Origin of the sequence: Flavobacterium ajazii (assembly GCF_010614725.1) — a bacterium.
In the GTDB taxonomy this organism is placed as follows: domain Bacteria; phylum Bacteroidota; class Bacteroidia; order Flavobacteriales; family Flavobacteriaceae; genus Flavobacterium; species Flavobacterium ajazii.
Map to the genome: position 1 here is coordinate 250,480 of NZ_JAAEHL010000002.1, position 19,772 is coordinate 270,251.

13 protein-coding genes and 1 pseudogene are annotated in these 19,772 nt (G+C 33.5%); 4 read left to right on the forward strand and 10 right to left on the reverse strand.

Annotation, left to right across the window (positions count from 1 at the left end; translation table 11 throughout):
* Positions 1 to 6 precede the first annotated feature (6 nt).
* Positions 7 to 786 carry a T9SS type A sorting domain-containing protein gene (locus tag GWR14_RS03780; RefSeq protein WP_163407719.1) on the forward strand — a complete coding sequence of 260 codons (780 nt, stop codon included), beginning with the start codon at positions 7 to 9 and terminating at the stop codon, positions 784 to 786.
* 111 nt (positions 787 to 897) lie between these two features.
* Here the strand turns inward: GWR14_RS03780 and GWR14_RS03785 are convergent, their stop codons facing one another.
* The 3 genes from GWR14_RS03785 to GWR14_RS03795 form a co-directional block, all read right to left on the reverse strand.
* Positions 898 to 2,454: a T9SS type A sorting domain-containing protein gene (locus GWR14_RS03785; RefSeq protein WP_163407720.1), complete on the reverse strand. Its 1,557-nt coding sequence runs from the start codon at positions 2,452 to 2,454 to the stop codon at positions 898 to 900.
* Positions 2,455 to 2,640: 186 nt separating this feature from the next.
* Positions 2,641 to 3,264: an HmuY family protein gene (locus GWR14_RS03790; RefSeq protein ID WP_163407721.1), complete on the reverse strand. Its 624-nt coding sequence runs from the start codon at positions 3,262 to 3,264 to the stop codon at positions 2,641 to 2,643.
* Between the two features lie 29 nt (positions 3,265 to 3,293).
* A complete protein-coding gene (locus GWR14_RS03795; RefSeq protein ID WP_163407722.1) occupies positions 3,294 to 5,360 on the reverse strand; it encodes a TonB-dependent receptor plug domain-containing protein in 2,067 nt (688 codons plus the stop codon).
* Between the two features lie 107 nt (positions 5,361 to 5,467).
* On the opposite strand from GWR14_RS03795, the gene GWR14_RS03800 reads away from it, so the two are divergent.
* Positions 5,468 to 6,370 carry a DUF6607 family protein gene (locus GWR14_RS03800; protein ID WP_163407723.1) on the forward strand — a complete coding sequence of 301 codons (903 nt, stop codon included), beginning with the start codon at positions 5,468 to 5,470 and terminating at the stop codon, positions 6,368 to 6,370.
* A gap of 60 nt (positions 6,371 to 6,430) precedes the next feature.
* Here the strand turns inward: GWR14_RS03800 and GWR14_RS03805 are convergent, their stop codons facing one another.
* Positions 6,431 to 7,147, reverse strand: coding sequence for a hypothetical protein (locus GWR14_RS03805; protein ID WP_163407724.1), 717 nt, complete (start codon positions 7,145 to 7,147; stop codon positions 6,431 to 6,433).
* A gap of 289 nt (positions 7,148 to 7,436) precedes the next feature.
* A complete protein-coding gene (gene argS, locus GWR14_RS03810; RefSeq protein ID WP_163407725.1) occupies positions 7,437 to 9,215 on the reverse strand; it encodes an arginine--tRNA ligase in 1,779 nt (592 codons plus the stop codon).
* Between the two features lie 286 nt (positions 9,216 to 9,501).
* On the opposite strand from argS, the gene GWR14_RS03815 reads away from it, so the two are divergent.
* Positions 9,502 to 11,895, forward strand: a complete 2,394-nt coding sequence (locus tag GWR14_RS03815) for a TonB-dependent receptor domain-containing protein (protein WP_163407726.1) — start codon at positions 9,502 to 9,504, stop codon at positions 11,893 to 11,895.
* A 69-nt stretch (positions 11,896 to 11,964) separates the two neighbouring features.
* Here GWR14_RS03815 and GWR14_RS03820 read toward each other — a convergent pair whose 3' ends face one another.
* Together GWR14_RS03820 and GWR14_RS03825 are read right to left on the reverse strand one after the other, a co-directional pair.
* Entirely contained in the window at positions 11,965 to 12,651 is a 687-nt protein-coding gene (locus tag GWR14_RS03820; RefSeq protein ID WP_163407727.1) for a copper homeostasis protein CutC, read from the reverse strand.
* A gap of 104 nt (positions 12,652 to 12,755) precedes the next feature.
* On the reverse strand, positions 12,756 to 13,763 hold the full coding sequence (locus GWR14_RS03825) for a 3-oxoacyl-ACP synthase III family protein (protein WP_163407728.1): 1,008 nt from the start codon (positions 13,761 to 13,763) through the stop codon (positions 12,756 to 12,758).
* A gap of 256 nt (positions 13,764 to 14,019) precedes the next feature.
* On the opposite strand from GWR14_RS03825, the pseudogene GWR14_RS03830 reads away from it, so the two are divergent.
* Positions 14,020 to 16,428: pseudogene (locus GWR14_RS03830) on the forward strand (prolyl oligopeptidase family serine peptidase).
* A gap of 72 nt (positions 16,429 to 16,500) precedes the next feature.
* On the opposite strand, the gene GWR14_RS03835 reads toward GWR14_RS03830, so the two are convergent.
* The 3 genes from GWR14_RS03835 to aqpZ form a co-directional block, all read right to left on the reverse strand.
* Complete coding sequence (locus tag GWR14_RS03835) at positions 16,501 to 18,354, reverse strand: M61 family metallopeptidase (protein ID WP_163407729.1); 1,854 nt, start codon at positions 18,352 to 18,354, stop codon at positions 16,501 to 16,503.
* A gap of 101 nt (positions 18,355 to 18,455) precedes the next feature.
* The gene (locus GWR14_RS03840; protein WP_163407730.1) at positions 18,456 to 18,734 is read right to left on the reverse strand and encodes a DUF2805 domain-containing protein; all 279 of its coding nucleotides are present in this window, start codon (positions 18,732 to 18,734) and stop codon (positions 18,456 to 18,458) included.
* Positions 18,735 to 19,046: 312 nt separating this feature from the next.
* Complete coding sequence (gene aqpZ / locus GWR14_RS03845) at positions 19,047 to 19,754, reverse strand: aquaporin Z (protein ID WP_163407731.1); 708 nt, start codon at positions 19,752 to 19,754, stop codon at positions 19,047 to 19,049.
* Positions 19,755 to 19,772 lie beyond the last annotated feature (18 nt).

Sequence of the window (19,772 nt, forward strand, 5' to 3'; positions counted from 1 at the left end):
TCCATTATGAAAAAAATTACTCTTTTAGGAATTTTAGCAATTAGCTTAAGCGGTTTCGCTCAGCAAAAAACTACCGGAGATGTTACTTTGTCAACCAATATGACTGCCAATTTAACCTTAAACAACACTACATCGAAAGCTACTCTCAAACTTACCGGGCCTTCAGACAGATGGTTTGCATTACAGTTCGGTGCTTTTGGATCGGGTGGCGGAATGGAATCCGGAGAAGATTTAGTATATACCAATGCTACAACATTAATTGATGCAAGTCAAAACGGAGTCGGTTCTGCACCAGGTACAGATGCCTCACAAAGCTGGACAGTAACCTCAAATACGGTAACTTCGGGAATCAGGACTATAATAGCAGAACGAAATCTATCAACTGGAGATGCCAACGATTATACCTTTAATTATGCTAACACTACTATTGATTTTGCCTGGGCCAGAAGAAGTAATGCAGGTTATGCAATGAACAACCACGGAGGTGCAAATCGCGGATATAATGTTAGTGTACCTCTATCTGCTTCATTAGGAGTAGATGATTTTGGTCTGAAAGCTTCTGCTATTTATCCGAATCCATCAAACGGAAATTTTACTATTGAAACCAAAACAGGTTTAGATCAAATAAATGTATACTCTTTGATTGGAACATTGATTGAAACTATTGAAGTAAAAGATAAATCTAACACTGTTGAAGTATCCCTGAAAAATTTGCAATCAGGAGTTTACCTAATAGAATTACAAAACGATCAGGAAAAAACCTGGAAAAAAATAGTTCTTAATTAATTATTCTCTTCTTAGTAGTTTTAATAAAAAAGAGGTTAGAAAAAAATTCTAACCTCTCCAAAAAAAAATAAAAAAACCAAGTTATTAACTAATTAAAAAGTTAAATACTGTCTATCTGAAAATGAACTTTCCGGTTTTAACCTCTGCATTGTCTGATATAATTTTATAAAAATAAACCCCTTTTGAATAATTTGAAGGGATATTCCAATTTACAACCTGATTTGGAGTAACACGCCCTTTAAAAACAGATTTTGTATCTGGTAAGCTTTCGGAATAAACAATAATTTCTATATCTTTCTCTGTAGAAAAAGTAGTTGAGAAGTTTATTGATTCTGATGTTGGGTTTGGGTATACTGTCAGGTCTGAATCAATATTTTCCGTAAAAGATGTTTTATTTGCAGAGCTTTGAATTATTGGAGCTGTAATTATATTACTGTAAGAAGACTTATTTCCTGAAATAACTCTTCTGTAATATTTAATAGTTAAATAACTCTGAATTGGTCCTCTATAATTTTGCTCACTCCCTGGCATCATACTTGGTCCTTCGATTTCACCATCGGGAAGTTCAAGATAGGAATAATATTCATATCTAAAAGTCCCTGTACCTCCTGTTGGCAAACTTCCAATAATGTCATTCCCCGACAAAGTAATTGTATTATTTTGAATAGGCTGAGCAGGATAAATTGTCACAATGTTACTACGCGAAATTTGATTCCCCGATCTAACTTCTCTATAAATAAATCCTTCAGAATTTCCTAAATTTTCCATAAATTGGTAAACACCATCTGGTATACTCCAATCTTTAGTAGTATACCCCATCCATTGCCAGCCTTCTCCCTCTAAAATATAAGCATACCAGCTATAAGTAAATGAACCTATTCCGCCCGTAGGAGTACTTCCTTGTATTTCTGAGCCTGACAAAGTAATTGTATTATTCTCTATTGGTGTATTAGGCAATATCGTAACTGTCACTTCATTACTTGTATCAGTAAGTGTACCAAATAACGATGTAACAATTCTTCTATATGATATTGTCGAAACTGAAAGATTTGTAGGTTGAAAAGTGACACCTGTTGCTCCTGGTATATTAGTCCATGCCCCCCCACTTCCAATCTTTTGCTGCCATGCATACGTATATAATCCATTTCCACCGTTTGGAGTTGGTCCGTTTATCGAACCTACAGAATCCCCTTCGTAAACTGTCTGATTTCCTATAATATAGTTACTTGTTATTAACGGAACTATTTTTACGATTACAGTTGTTCCTAAAATAGGACTATTATCTATTGGAGAAAATTGTGCATATATAGAACCAGTACCTGAAGGAAAATGACTGGATTTTAGTTCAATCGTACATTGTCTACTCACAGATGCTGATATAGCATTTTGACCAAATAAAATAGACACATGTTGTATATTTGTACTACTATTTAATTTGCTATAAACAGATAACGTTCCGCCTTTTATTAGTGCAAAGCCGGGATTATTGATCCTTAAATCAAAAGTTACAGAAACAGTTCCACCCTCAGCGATTTGAATTGGTGAACCACTTGCAATTGCGCTGCCATTTGTGTATTTCAAATTGGATATTGAAATCATTTCGGTTTGAGAATAGCCAGAAATCGCAAACAGTCCTACAAAAAATAATATTAGTAATTTTATTTTCATAATTATGATTGATTATTTAACATGAAAAATATATTTTCATCTGGTTCAAAATTTTATTTTAGATTTCTGTTTATCAAACTAAAACTTAAAACAAAACTTATAATAAAATAAATTTATTTGTATTAAAATGAATTGAAGATTAAAAAATAACCACGAATTTTTTATAATTCGTGGTTATTTATATTCTTAGAATGTTGTAGTACTATTTGCCTGGTATGCGAAATTGAAAGTATAGTATCTTGCTGCATCTGTAGCTGCAGGTGTAGCTGGTGCACCTTGGTAGTAGCTTAAAAATTCTACTTTTGCATATTTACCATCATGGGTTTTTATAACAAATACTTTTCCAGCTTTTGCAGAAATAATATGTGTAATAGAATTATAATCATACCATGTATTATCTCCTGATGTAGGAAACGCATAGGTCGAAGCTCCATCCTGAGCAAATGTAGCTACAGCCGGAAATGTAGTAACCCCTGCAAATGTTCCTGACACGATACTTACAGCTCCTGTTCCTGTTCTTTCTGGCTCGTCAGTGATTCCAATTTTAGCTCCCCCGTTAACAATAATAGCAGTACCACGAAAAGCGATATCCCATTTATCTGTAGTAACAATTTTATTTTCAGCAAAACTGAATTTTGTAAATTCTCCACTTGCTGCTGTCCCTCGATCACCTCCTGTTTGTGGGGCATAAAGATCTGAAACTTTTGTTGTTACTACTTCCGGAATCGTATTATCCTTATCATCACTGCTGCATGATGCTGTAAAAATAAATAATGCTAAAAGCGAAAGTTTTAAGAATTTTGTTTTCATTGTGTAAAAAGTGTTTAAATAAATATTAATTAAAAGTTATATTGAATTCGTGCAAAAAATTGTCTTCCGGCAAGGCTCGGAATCTGTCCCGGATCTGTATAATCAAATAAATTATTAGCCCCAGCCTGAAGCATTAATTTATCAGCTACAGTTTTTGAAATTGATAAATTGGTTAAAAAGTAGTCATTTACAAATTTGTCGTATTTATCCAGAATGCTGTTTCCATTGGTATCAAACATTCCGTACTTACTTTTATAAAAAACACGTAAGTTGATATCGGTTTTTATATTCGGAATCGAGTACAAAACTTTAATATTAGCTGTATGTTTTGATCTGTTATAAATTCCAAAATAATCTGATTTATTAATTTTAAAAGTTTGTAGTTCTGAATTACGGACATATTGGTAATCTTCAAAATTGTCAACAACATCTTTATTTTTAGCAATTAAATATTGGTATCCTAACGATAAAGAGAACTCTTTGGTAAAACTATACGTTGAATTATACTCAATACCGTAGGTGAAAATTTTATCGAAATTAGAATAACTAAAAATATTCTGACCGTTTGTTTTTTGAGCCACAACCTGAGTATCAATCAAATTGCTAATTGAATTATAAAAAGCATTGATATCCATTCTTAGCTTATTTCTTTTATAATAAGTTCCAAAATTGAAATTAACAGAACTTTCTGCCTCTAATGGTTTGTCAAAACTAATTCCTGCTACTCTGGATAAAAGCTGTCCCTGCTCTTCAAACTGATCCAGACGGGCTTCGGCAACATTATACCCTAAAACGGTGTAACCAACAGAAGGATTAGTAAAATCGAAATACAACTGACGGAAATCCGGTGCTTTATAGCCATACCCAACCGAAGATTTTAAAGATAAATTATTATTAATTTTATAATTTACAGCTAGCTTAGGACTTAACTGCGATGCATAAACACTATGATTATCATACCTGAATCCGGCCAGAATATTCCACTTTTCAGTAGGATTGTAATCATATTGTACAAAAACATACTGCGAATTAAATTTCACATTATCTTTAAAATAGGTCCTGTCCAGACTTTCATAATTTAACCCTACTCCGGCTGTTAACTTGTCCTTATTTATTGAAACAGTAGTTCTGACCTCGGGTCTGAAAAGCCATTGGTCGTAATATGTATCTTCATAACGAACATCGTTCTGGTCATTTAAAAACGAATCATTTTTATAATTGGTCGCATAAAATTCATATTCAGAATATACTTTAGGAGTCCATTTGTGTTCTAATTTGATTTGCGAATTCCATTCGTTTTCCTTTGCTTCGCCACTATATGTTTCAGATCCAATCACAGCTGCATTATCTGCTTTTTGATTAAAAAAACGATTACTTACGATTAGTTTCAGATTTTCAGAAAAATCATAATATAATTTTGGCTGAATTGTAGTATTATAGTATCCTTCTACATTTTTCAGCACTGAACTTTCGTTCAAATCAAATCCATCTGTTGAATAATAGTTAGCAAACAAATTAGCTGCAAATTTTTTCTTCTTCCAAAGCAAATTAGCATTGGCATCACTGGTATTAAATGTTGCATATCTATAAGAAAGACCACCTGCCAACATATCTTTCGTAGGTCTTTTTGTAATTACATTAATAACTCCACCCATTGCTTCAGAACCATATAAAGCTGATGATGCACCTTTTACAATTTCAATTCTCTCAATATTTCCAACAGAAATCCTGGACAAATCCAAAACTCCTGAACTTCTTCCTACAAGTGGCAAACCATCAATCAAAATCATAGTATAGGCTGCATCCAGACCCTGCATCTGAATCCCCTCAAAACCACTTTCATCGGGAACCAGAATAATTCCCGTTTGTTCATTTAGGATTTCGTTTAATCTCGTAACACCTGTTTTTATAATTGCCTCAGATGTAATAATTGTCATGGGCAGTGGTAATGATGAAAGTACTCTTTCGGTTCTTGTCGCCGTAGTAACCATTACTTCCGGCAATTGATTTGCAGCTGTACTATCCTTTGGCTTTTCCTGAGCAACAGAAATTTGACAAAAAACAAACAGAGCAAAAAGGGTAATTTTAATTTTCATTATTTTTATTCAGTCTTAATAACTCTGCAAATATATAATTATTTTTATTTATTCTAAATAAAGTTTCTATATTTGCAAAAAAAATTAAAACCTATAATAATATAGTTATGATTACAAAAAGCCTTTATTTTTCAGCCATCATGGCTTTAACTTTTGGTTCAGGTTTCAGCCAGGACAAAAAACAACAGGACATAAAATCCATCAAATCCATGTGTGGCTGTTATGAAGTAAAATTTAACTTCACAGAAACATTTTCTTACCCAAAAGATTCTCTTAGCTACAAACCATCTGAAACCAAACATGAGTCGGCTTTGGAATGGGTAGAATTGGTAGAAGATACTCCAAATAAAATCTCAATGCAGCATTTATTGATTGTAAGCGATGATATGATTATTAAACACTGGAGACAGGACTGGTTATACGAAAACACAGATTTATATTTATTTGACAAAAACACTTCATGGAAATATAAAAAACTGGATAAAAAAGCAGTAAAAGGACAATGGACTCAAAAAGTATATCAGGTAGACGACAGTCCTAGATACGAGGGAACTGCAACCTGGGTTCATGTAGACGGTCAGGATTACTGGGCAAATGTAACTGATGCCCCGCTGCCAAGAAGAGAGCATACAAAACGTAACGATTATAATGTTTTAAAAAGAAGAAACATTCACGAAATCACTTCAACAGGCTGGAATCATGAGCAAGACAATCAAAAGCTTGTGAGAGATGACAGCGGAAAAGATGTCCTGTTAGCTGAAGAAAAAGGTATGGACGTTTACACTAAAGTTGCAGACAGTAAATGTCTTGCAGGTCAAAAATGGTGGAAGGAAAATAATGCGCTTTGGAAAAATGTGCGTGACAAATGGCAGACACTTTTTGAAAGACATAAAGACTTAAACTTAGAAGCTAAAGTAGACAAAAAATCACTTTATTCTCTTTTGTTTGATTTGAAACCAAACGCAACAAAAGCAGAAACTGATGTAATTATCGACAAGTTTGTAAAATAAATTGTTTTGTGTTAGTTGTTTAAAAAGCCGGTAAACTTAGAGTTTACCGGCTTTTTTTATTTATTGTGCACATTCAGAATAAGTGATCACATGCTTTGTTAAATCTGTCCATTTTGGATCTGCAGAAGATTCTGCAATTAATTTCTCACAGCTTTTCCACAAAGGCAAAAACTCCTTTTTATAGTCTTTTTTCTTAAGCAAAAATGCAGGCTCATTCTTTTTTGCCACATAGAAAGATTTAATATCTCCCCCAACAAATTTTACTCCTCCTACTCCTAATGAAGCTGTTTTTTTTGCATAAGGATCACAATAAATTCTAAATTCTTTACTAAAAGAAGGATTCAGAAGCTGCATTAATAATTTTGTATTTTTCTTTTTAATCTTAACATCTGTAGTTTCAAAATAAGCATAACCATCATTTAAATGAGTCTCATTTAGCTTATCATCATTCCACTTTTTAAAATCTGATGCAAAATTTATTTTTTTTCCTAGATTATCAAGTCCACTTGGCGGTAAATACATGAATTTTATATCTTCCGGTTTCAGTTTATGCTTTTTTCCTGATCCGTCTTGCAGTTTTATAAATTCGATTAAACCCTCATCTCTGTCAATATCTTTGATTGTCCCGTTTATTTCAGTACCGTCTGCCAAAGTTATATAAGCTGTCTTATTGTGCGAAAAACCATAAGAAGGTGCAACTAATTCCTGTGCACTAACTGAAATTGTACCAAACGCAAATAAAAGCGTTAGAAATTTAAAAGTTTGTTTTTTAATCATTGATATTAATTTAAATTACGCTTACTCTTACGATTTTCAGCTTACTCGATATTGTCAATTATTTACTTGAAATTGAATATTAACAAGGAAATTTAAACCAAATTTTCTTATTGTAAACATAGGGATAAAAAGCATATTTACAAATCAAAAAATATTTTTTTAGCAGAAAATTAATCCTAAAATACAAACCTCCCAAACACAAAAAAACTTCTTTTTTAACAGATAAAAAAAAGAGCCAAATAGCTTTTTACAGTTATTTGGCTCTTTTAAATTTAATTTTTATAAAGTTTTACATTCTCTCCGGAACCTCAATTCCTAATAATGAAAATGCTGATTTGATAACCTCAGCAACTTTTTGTGAAAGCTGTACCCTGAAGATTTTTTTAGTCAAATCTGCTTCACCCAAAATGTGAACCGATTGGTAGAATGAGTTGTATTCTTTTACCAGATCATAGGTGTAATTTGCAATTAAAGCAGGACTATGATTTTGAGCTGCGTTCTGAATTACCTCAGGGAAAAGTTCAATTTGTTTTACCAGTTCTTTTTCTTTTTCATGCAATTCTTCAATGGCTGTTTTCACAGAGAAATCAAAATCTGCTTTACGGATAATCGACTGGATTCTCGCATACGTATACTGAATAAACGGACCTGTATTTCCTGCAAAATCAACCGATTCTTCAGGATTAAACAAAATACGTTTTTTAGGATCTACTTTTAAGATGTAATATTTTAAAGCACCAAGACCGATTGTCTGATATAATTTGGCTTTTTCTTCAGCAGAATAACTGTCTAATTTCCCCAAGTCTTCAGCAATTTGTTTAGCTGTAGCCGTCATATCATTCATCAAATCATCAGCATCTACAACTGTTCCTTCACGGCTTTTCATTTTTCCGGATGGCAAATCAACCATTCCGTATGATAAATGATATAAGCTTGAAGCCCAATCAAAGCCTAACTTTTTAAGAATTAGAAATAATACTTTGAAATGATAATCCTGCTCGTTACCTACAGTGTAAACCATTCCGCCAACGTCAGGCATATCTTTTACACGCTGAATCGCAGTTCCGATATCCTGAGTCATATAAACTGCAGTCCCGTCAGAACGCAGAACAATTTTACGATCAAGTCCTTCATCAGTCAGATCAATCCAGACTGAACCATCAGGATCTTTTTCAAAAACCCCTCTGTCAAGTCCAACCTGCACAACATCTTTTCCTAATAAATAGGTATTGCTTTCATAATAATATTTATCAAAATCAACTCCAAGGTTCGTGTAAGTTGTCGCAAAACCGTCATACACCCATTGGTTCATCATTTTCCAAAGTGTAATTACTTTTTCATCTCCTGCTTCCCATTTTTTCAGCATTTCCTGCGCTTCAATAATGATTGGCGCTTGTTTTTTGGCTTCTTCTTCAGTTTTGCCGGTTTCTATTAATAGGTTAATTTCTGTTTTATAAGCTTTATCAAACTCTACATAATATTTACCAACTAATTTATCGCCTTTTAAACCGGAAGTCTGAGGAGTTTCACCGTTCCCGAATTTCTCCCAGGCCAGCATCGATTTACAGATATGGATTCCACGGTCGTTGATAATTTGTGTTTTATATACTTTTTTACCGGAAGCCTTCAAAATTTCAGCTACAGAATAACCCAATAAATTATTACGAACGTGACCTAAGTGTAAAGGTTTATTAGTATTAGGAGAAGAATATTCTACCATTACAGCTTTATCTTCCGGATTTGGAGTTACATAACCAAACTTGTCACTGTCTTTTATCCCATTAAAGAAATTCAGATAATAACGATCAGAAATCACAATATTCAGGAAACCCGAAACAACATTAAAGCGGGCTACTTCTGTAACATTTTCAACCAGATAGGTTCCTATTTTATTTCCTAATTCGGCAGGATTGCTTTTAATCACTTTCAATAAAGGAAAAATTACCATTGTTATATCTCCTTCAAACTCTTTTCGGGTAGCCTGAAATTCGATTTTATCCACAGTAACATCAAATAATGCCTGAATGGCGCTTTGTATAGAAGGTGTAAGAATTTGTGATAATGACATGTAAACTTATTTTAAAGTGAGCAAATATACTGCTTATTCATCAATTAGAGAAAACGAAAAACATATTAAATAATGACTGACAATTCGAAATTCTCAAAATCACACCTGCTTTAATTGTTAAAATTATCAAAAAACCAAAACGTTAATCTCCTACGAAACAACACATCTGAAAAAAAATATTTTTTTACTGTTAATTTTTTGTAACAAATCGCAGGCAAAAAGGTCTTATTAAAAAAATTGAAACACAATCATCATCAATCAAATCAAAATAATCAATTATCAAATTATGAAATTAAAATTCTTTCTGTTCGCATTACTGGGGGTAATTGCAACAGCGAATGCCCAAAATTCGGGAACGGTTTCGGGAAAAATTATTGAAAAATCGAATAACTCACCCATTTCTTATGCTACAGTTTCAATTAAAGAAAACGGAAAAGTAATTTCAGGTGTAAACACAGACGACAACGGGGATTTTACAATTAAAAACCTGGCTTTAAAAAGTTACACAATCGAGATTCAATATATTGGTTTCAGAAAATATATTGGGTCTGTAATTTTAAGCGAAAACAAAAAATCGGCTACAGTAAATGTTTCCCTTGAAGAAGAAGCAACACAACTGAAAGGCGTGAATGTTGTAGCGGAACGTTCTACTATTGAACAAAAAACCGACCGCAAAGTAATTAATGTTGGTAAAGACTTAACTACTGCGGGTGCTTCAGCATCTGATATCATGAATAACATTCCATCCGTAAATGTAGATCAGGACGGAAAACTTTCGCTGCGCGGAAACGATAATGTACGTGTATTAATTGACGGAAGACCAACAAATCTTGATCCGGCACAATTGCTAAAACAAATTCCGTCTACGTCTATCAAAAAAATTGAACTGATTACAAATCCAAGTGCAAAATACAATCCGGAAGGAATGTCGGGAATCATCAATATTGTATTGCACAAAAATGCTAATACAGGTTTTAACGGAACTTACAGCGGTGGAATTACCTTTGGACAAACTGCAAAATACAATCAGTCTTTAGACCTAAATTACAAAACCGGAAAAGTAAATTTCTTTGGAAATGCAGGTAATAATTTTGGAACTCATTTTAACGACGGGTTTATCACAAAAACTGACAAAACCATTATTCAGAATTTAGACATTACCAATGAAGACGATTCCTATTTATACAAAGTCGGAATGGATTATCTAATCAATGACCACAACACTTTGTCTTTTTATACCACTCAAAACAAAGCTACAGGCCTTGGTTATGTGAACACTGATATTGACTACATTAATTCACCTGATAACATTGTAAATATGTACCAAAAATCAAAATATCAGGGACCAAACAAAACCGGAACTTATAATTTTGCTTACAAACATATCTTCAAAAAAGAAGGACACACTTTAGATTTTGAAGGAAACTATAGCGACACTGAAGAAACTCAGAATGCGACTTTTGACACAGAAACTACAAAAACTGATAACACATCCAGCAGTGTTGTGTACAATGATTTTATAAATGACGAAAGAAAGCTGACCACTTTGAATGTTGACTATGTAAATCCGTTAAACGAAAAAACCACTTTTGAAGCAGGTGCAGAAGCCAGAATAACCAGAACCGATAATAACTATACAACAGATAATTCTTTGGTTACTGATAAAGTTTCTTATTATACTTATGATACTGATATCTATTCTGCTTATATAACTTTTGGTCAAAAATTCACTAAATTCAATTATCAGTTAGGAGTACGCTTTGAAAGCTATAAAGTTGTCGCTAACCTAAATTCAGGTCAGGATAAATTTGACGATGATTATATTACCTTATATCCATCTGCTTATTTAACGTATAATTTAAATGAGAAAAACATTTTGCAGCTAAGTTACAGCCGTCGTGTAGACCGCCCAAGTTTAGAACAGACAAAACCTTTCCGTGAGTTTTCAACACCGTTAGTCACTTCAGTAGGAAATTCTGATCTGAGACCTCAGTTTACTAATTCTATTGAAGCAAATTATACAAAGACAATGGAGAAAGGAAGCTTTACAACTGGTGTGTTTTTCAGAAGTATCAATGACCAAATAAGCAGAACTTTAAGTCCTGATCCGAGTAATCCGGGTTACAAACAAATTTTAAGCTTCACAAATTACGATCATAATACTGCTTATGGGTTTGAAGTTTCATTAAACTATAAATTAACTAAATGGTGGGATATTCAGCCTTCTATTGATTTTTCAAGCATTAAACAACAAGGAGTTGTGTTTAAAGATGCTAATTCACCAGAGGAGCGTAACGTAACAACTTCTGCATTTAACGCCCGAATGAATTCTAACTTTAAAACCTCAAAACGCTTAAGCTTTTTATTATTTGGTTTTTACAGAGGGCCAGTTGAAGATGTACAGCAGGAAAGAAAACAAATGTACAAAATGGACATTGGTTCACGCTATACTTTGTTAGACAGCAAAATGAATATAAGTTTACGTTTTAATGACGTTTTCAATACCATGAAATATGCGTTTGATACCGATTATCCTTACCCACAATCAGGACAATTTACATGGGAAAGCCAAACCGTTTATTTAGGTTTAACCTATAATTTTGGTGGAGGTAAAATCAAAAATTTACAGCGTAAACAAAGAGAAGACAACACCAATAAAGGTGGCGGCGGAATGTTTTAATCCTTTCTTACTTAAATCAGTTTAATTTTAATAAACACTTGTAGAGAAAAGTCCTGAAGTTTGCCAGCTTCAGGACTTTTTATTTTGTAAATGAATCAATAATGACTTTATTTCATCTGGACTGGCTATTATAGAATCATCTGTAATAGCAGAAGAATGATAAAATGAAGGCTCTAATTTTTGTTTTAATAAATGAATATTTGAGGATCTCAAACCGCCTCCTGGCATGATTACAATTCTGCCTTTTGCCTGTTCCTGAATTTTTTCTATTACCAAAATTCCTTCTACAACATTTTTTTCCTGTCCGGATGTCAAAATTGTTTTGAAACCACAATCAATTACATCTTCAAGAGATTCCTGGACATTTTTAACAACATCAAAAGCACGATGAAAAGTACAAGGGCATGAACCTGCTAAATTGACCAGCTCCTTATTTCGAATTTTATCTACACTGCCATCAGAATTTAAAATCCCAAAAACAAACCCATCAATTCCTAATTTGGTAAATTTTTGAATATCTTCTTTCATTTGAACAAAATCTTCATTTGAATAGACAAAATCTCCACCTCTGGGTCTAATAATTACGTGCATCTTAATGGTTAACTTCTCCTTGACTTTTTCTGCCAGAATATAGTTTGGTGTCGTTCCTCCAAGCTCCATGTTTTCGCATAATTCTATGCGGTCAGCCCCATTTTCTTCAGCAATGACAGCAGATTCATAATTAAAACAGGCTATTTCTAATTGATTTTTCTTCATGATTAAGTACTAAAAAAGATTTTGACAGCAGTCGGTTTGATATTGGGTATAAAAAAACCTACTCTAAAAACGAGCAGGTTTAAATTTATTAGATTGGTTATTAATTACCATTTTATAATAGCACTTGCCCAGGTAAATCCACTTCCGAAAGCAGCTAAAACAACTGTATCACCGGACTTAATTTTTCCTTGTTCCCAGGCTTCTGTCAATGCGATTGGAATTGATGCTGCAGTTGTATTTCCGTACTTCTGAACATTGTTATGCACCTGATCATCTGTCAATTTGAATTTATTCTGAATGAATTGGGAGATTCTCAAATTTGCCTGATGCGGAATCAGCATATCAATATCCGAAACCTGTAAGCCATTTGCTTCTAAACCTTCATTGATAACTTCTGCAAAACGAACAACTGCATTTTTAAATACAAATTGTCCATTCATATATGGGTAGTAACTTTCGTCATTAGGATCATTATCAGCAATAATATCGGTTACCCAACGCGCTCCCATCCCCGGTGCCTGCAAAGCCAGTTCTTCGGCATGCTGGCCTTCTGAATGCAAATGAGTTGATAAAATTCCTTTGGTCAAATCTTCTTCACGGCTTAAAACTGCCGCTCCTGCCCCATCTCCAAAAATTACAGAAACTCCGCGTCCACGTGTGGTCATATCTAATCCTGTTGAATGTACTTCTGAACCAATAACCAAAATATTTTTATACATTCCGGTTTTAATATATTGATCCGCAACAGATAATGCGTACACAAAACCGGAACATTGATTTCTGACATCCAAAGCTCCAACAGTTCTTAATCCTAAATCACGCTGAACTAAAACTCCAGGTCCTGGAAAATAATAATCAGGGCTCAGTGTAGCAAAAACTACAAAATCAATATCTTCTTTGGCAATACCAGAACGTTCTATTGCAATTTTAGCTGCTTTTACCCCCATTGAAGTTGTGGTATCCTCTCCACGAATGATATGTCTGCGCTCCTGAATCCCTGTTCGCTCCTGAATCCACTCATCATTGGTATCCATAATCTTAGACAAATCATCATTTGTCACCACATTTGAAGGAACGTAAAATCCTAATCCCGCTATTCTTGAATGATACATACTTTTATTATTTGTTAAAAATTTGGACTGCAAATTTAAGTATACTTTAAAACATTAATGTACAAATTACTACTTTTTTCGTAATTAACAATTCTATTTTGTTTTTAAAATTATCACAGCTTCTTTGATTGTTTAAAAAAAATGCTTTTGTTTAATAAATCTAAAAAACACAACGAAAACAATAAAAATGTAACATAATTACAATACTTTAGTCTAACTAAATACATCTGCAATTTTTAACATAAAAATTTAAATTATGAAATTAAAAGTTACACTGCTTTTATTTTTAAGCTTGGGGTTTGCTTTTGCACAAGAAAACCTCACGTATCAGAAACCATCAAAATCAATTTTGGATTTAGCTGATTATGAAAGAGCTCCTACAGTATCAATGGATACAAAAAAAGAGTACATGCTTTTATCCTACAGAAGCACATATAAAACCTTAGACGATCTAAATCAGGAAGAACTTCGTTTGTGAGGTTTAAGAATTAATCCTGTAACAAATATTTCGAGTACGGTAACGTATGTCAATAATTTCAAAATACGAAAAATAAGTGAGAAAGAAGAAATACAGGTTTCCGGTTTACCTGAGAATCCTAAAATAAGTAATGCGCTTTGGTCTCCCGATGATAAGAAAATTTTGTTTTCGCACACCACAAACTCCGGTGTCGAACTTTGGGTATTAGATGTAGCAAGCGCCAAAGCAACTAAGCTTACCGATGCAACTGTAAATGCTAATCTTGGAAATCCGTTTAGCTGGTTTTTAGACAACGAAACTATTTTGGTAAAAATGCTTCCTAAAAACAGACAGCCTCTGCTTGATTCTAAAAAAGATCTTCCGACAGGTCCGATTATTTCAAATACTTCAGGAGAAAAATCACAGAACAGAACGTATCCGGATATGCTGAAGAACAAAAATGATGAGGCTAATTTTGAAAACATTATTACCTCTGAATTGTATAAAGTAAGCCTTAACGGAACTGCTACTTTGTTCAAAAAAGCAGCCATGTATGCCGGAGAACGAATTTCTCCTGATGGAAATTATATTATGGTAACTACTATTGAAAAACCTTTTTCTTATGTTGTCCCGTTAAACAGATTTCCGTCTAAAACAATAGTTTATGATAAAGATGGTAAAGAAATAAAAATAGTAAACGAAGTTCCCTTAAATGAAATAATGCCAAAAGGCTTTATGGCTGTCAGAAAAGGAAAAAGAGAAATGGCATGGCGAAACGATAAACCCGCAACTTTATCCTATGTAGTTGCTTTAGACGAAGGAGATCCTGCAAACAAAGTCGCTTTTAGAGATGAAATTTTTCTTTGGGATGCACCATTTACAAACAACACTGTTGCATTAACAAAAACGCCTCAAAGATTCAGTAGCATTACCTGGGGAAATGACAATATAGCAATTGTTACTGATGAGTGGTACGATACAAGAAATACCAAAACGTATCTGATAAACCCTTCTAATCCGGCTCAGGAGCCCAAAGTAATTTCAGATAGAAATTCTCAGGACATCTATTCTGATCCAGGAACTTTTGAAACCAGAAAAAACCAATACAATAAATATGTGCTGGCAATTGAAAACGATAATGCATATAGAATTGGCGAAGGTTTTACTAAAGAAGGACAATTTCCTTTTATTGATGCTTTTAATCTAAAAACATTAAAAACTAATCGTCTTTATACTTCTTCTTATAAAGATAAAAAAGAAGATATATTAGAAATTGAGGATTTTAAAACCGGGAAAATTTTGGTGCAGATTCAGTCAAAAAATGATTACCCGAATTATTATTTCAGAAATATAAAAAAACAAAACGGCCTGAATCCGATTACCGCTTTTAAAAATCCGTTTGAAAGTATTAAAAATGTCAGTAAAGAAGTAATTAAATACAAACGAAAAGACGGAGTTGAATTATCCGGAACTTTGTATCTTCCAGCTGGATATGACAAAGTAAAAAAGGAAAAACTGCCATTATTAATCTGGGCTTATCCGGCAGAATACAAAGACAAAAATAGTGCGGGACAAACAAGCCAGAACCCAAATGAATTTACTTTTCCATATTATGGTTCGTTTGTATATTGGGTAACAAAAGGATATGTTATTCTGGATGATGCTGCTTTTCCTATAATTGGAGAAGGCACAACAGAACCAAACGATAATTTTATCACACAATTGGTTGATAATGCTGAGGCCGCAATAAATGCGGTTGATGCTTTGGGATATATTGACCGCAAAAAAGTTGCAGTAGGCGGACATTCTTATGGTGCTTTTATGACAGCTAATCTATTGACTCATTCCAATCTTTTTGCCTGTGGAATTGCGCGAAGCGGTGCTTACAACAGAACTTTGACACCTTTTGGTTTTCAGTCTGAGCAGCGTAATTATTGGGAAGTTCCTTCTGTGTACAACACTATGTCTCCTTTTATGAATGCTGACAAAATGAAAACCCCAATTTTATTAGTTCACGGAGAAGCCGATAACAATCCGGGAACTTTCACTTTACAAACAGAACGTTATTTCCAGGCATTAAAAGGATTAGGCGCTCCGGCAAGAATGGTGATCTTGCCTAAAGAATCCCACGGCTATGTTGCTAAAGAAAACATCCTGCACTTGCTTTGGGAACAGGATCAGTTCTTAGAAAAACATTTAAAAAACTAATTAAAATCCATTTAGTTTATACATCAAAAAGCCCCTGAAAACATTTTCAGGGGCTTTTAACTTTTACTTTGATTAACCTTTTAACCAGGCATTTTTAAGTTTTTCTTTTGAAGGATCAGTTGCTTTAAAAGTTTCTGCTTCTTCATAAGGGAATTTCACTGTTCCTTTAATTGTTTGTTCAGCACCTGTTCTTCTTATCTTAACTGTTATTGGATCGTTTTCTTTCCAGTTTTCGCTTTCACCTATCAGTTCATAAATATTATCTAATGAATATGCTTTATTGTTGATAGCCAAAATAACATCTCCAGGTTTTAGATTCAAATTAGTAAAAAAAGGATTCAACTCTACATCCGGACGAACGCTTATTTCTTTTGTTTTCGGGTCAACTCCTATATAAGGAACCTGACCTTTTATAAAAATAGAACCCGCTTTTTTCTCAGATGCTTTTGAAACACCTACTTTTGCTAAATACTCATCATAAGGAATCGGAGTTGTTCCGGCAACATATTTTTTCAGGAATTCACCCACTTCTGGATAGGTTAATTTTGTGATTTTATCAAAAAGTTCTTCGTCATTAAATGGTTTTTCAACACCATATTCGCTAGATAATTTCTGCATTAAATCAAGAATTCCCCTCTCTCCGTTACTCTTTTCCCTGATGATAATATCGACGCACATCCCGATCAAAGCTCCTTTTTCATATACATTTAAGTATTGGTCTTTATACGGCTGCTCTAAAACATTTTTACTCATCACAGTAAAAGACATCGTATCATCTAAACCTTTTGCATGTTCAATTTTATCGGCAATACGAGTGTAAAATTCCGCTTCATCGATTAGCCCCTGATTGATCTGGAAAAGGTTGGCAAAATATTCGGTTACACCTTCATACATCCATAAATGCTCAGACATTTTTGGCGCATTATAATCAAAAAACTGAATTTCTTTTGAGTGAATTGTCAATGGAGTCACAATATGGAAAAACTCGTGAGAAACCACATCTTTCATAGTTTCCACCAGTTTCTCTTTTGGCATAGATTCCGGCAAAACTACTGTCGTAACTGTCGGGTGTTCTAATGCTCCAAAGCCATGAGCATCATCTTTGGCCAGACTTGATAAATACACTAAAACAGTATATTTTTTGGTTGCATTTACTTTTCCCAAAAAGTTTTTTTGAGCCGTCATCATCGTTTTCATCTCAGGCGAGATGCTTTCTGCAGTAAATTTACCTGTCGGAGAATAAACTGCAATCAGAATATCCATTCCGTTAACATTGAATGTTGTATAATCAGGTTTAGAATACATTATTGGATTTTCAACCAAAACAGCATAACGAGGTGTTGTAAAAACATCTGTTGTATTACTTGCATCTTCATCTGTCATTGAGGTAGCTCCCCAAAGAGTTTCTGGATGCGTAATTGTAACTTTATACGGAATATCTAATTTATCCTGAAAATATCCAACAAAACCATGGGTATTAACTAAGAAATTTATACCTGCATTGATATTAGTTCCGGCTGGCGAAAACACATCATCATTACCAAAGCCGGTTCCTTTTTCTGTATCAAAAGTATCACCTACTAAATAAGTTACCGTTTTTAATTTTTTAGCATCAGAAATAGACCAGGAATTATCATCAAGTCTTTTAACTGTTAATGCATTTCCTTTTGCATCAAAAGCTTTAAAATCATCTGAATATTTTCCGTAATTATCTGTAGAATAAGTTCCCGGAACAGTTTTAGGAATACTGTAAATTATCTCATCCGTTTTAATCTCTGGTGCCGTAACCGTTACCAAAACTTTATCATCTTTTACGTCTACAAGATTAATGTTAACAGCAACATTATTTTTTGCAGCGCCAGTTGTTCCCGTTTTACAGCTCCAGAGTGTAACAGCCAGGGCTAACGTGTAAATTATTTTTCTCATTTATTTCAGCGTTTAATTTTTTTGTATAAGTCTTGAAAAATGCAAAACTGTTACAGTTAAAAATAGAAATAAAAAAACTCCTGAATTGCAGGAGTTTTTCATTAGTCAAATTTATTTTTTATATAATATTTTCCATCCAAATCTTCATCAAAATCGTCTATTTTTATCGGTTTGGGTTTGGGCTTATTTGCAATTGCCTTCTTTTTCCACATCTCAAATTTTTCAAGAGGCATTTTACTTTTCATTATTTCCAGAACTTCTTTTTCTGACAATCCAAATTCTTTTTTTATAATCTCAAATGGATTTTTTTCTTCTAATGCCAGGGAAACTAGCTTTTCAGTTTGCTCCCAATTCAACTCTTTGCGGTTACTCTTTTTCATCTCGTGAAAATTAATTCAAAAATAGAGGGTTAATGATTAATAGATTGATTTTCAATTTCAGTATCAATATTAATAAAAAAAATAATTAGTTGATCAGATTGAGTGTGATTTTTTTACTGATTTCAGTGTTTTTTTACAGTATATGAATTTTAATATATCTAAGTTATATTTTTTTCATTTTATCATTTATTCTTAAACTACATATGCATTTTTTTTTAGCTCTATACAGAATTTAGATTTTTATAAACTTCAAAAAAAAGAGAAAACCAGTATCTTTTGATTTTCTCTTTCTAATCTTAAAAAATAAAAATGTTATTCTGTTTCATGATTTTGTAATACTGTCTTGTAAATAAACCCGGCAACAATGGCTCCTAAAATCGGTGCTACCCAAAACAGCCAAACCTGAGACAATGGTTCTCCACCTGTAAAAACAGCCTGCGATAAAGATCTTGCAGGATTTACAGAAGTATTTGTAATCGGAATACTTATCAAATGGATTAAGGTTAATGCTAATCCGATTGCAATTCCTGCAAATTTTCCGTTAGCAAATTTATCTGTCGCACCTAATATCACCAACAAAAAGAACAGTGTCAGTACAAACTCAGCGATAAACGCAGACTGAACAGAATAACCATCCGGTGAAAATGCTCCAAATCCATTCGAAGCAAAAGCACCTGCTCTAGTATTATCTATAACATTTCCGGCTTTTCCCGACCAGATAATAAATAACGTTCCTGCCGCAGCCAGAGCCCCTATACATTGTGCAATGATATACGGAATCAAATCTTTTATCGAAAATCTTCCTCCGGCCCATAAACCAAAAGATACAGCCGGGTTAAAATGTCCTCCTGAAATATGCCCTACAGCATATGCCATCGTTAATACCGTCAAACCAAATGCTAATGAAACACCTGCAAATCCAATTCCCAATTCAGGAATTCCGGCTGCAAAAAGAGCACTTCCGCATCCTCCAAAAACAAGCCAATAAGTTCCGAAAAACTCTGCAAATAATTTTTTCATAATAAATAATTTTAATTA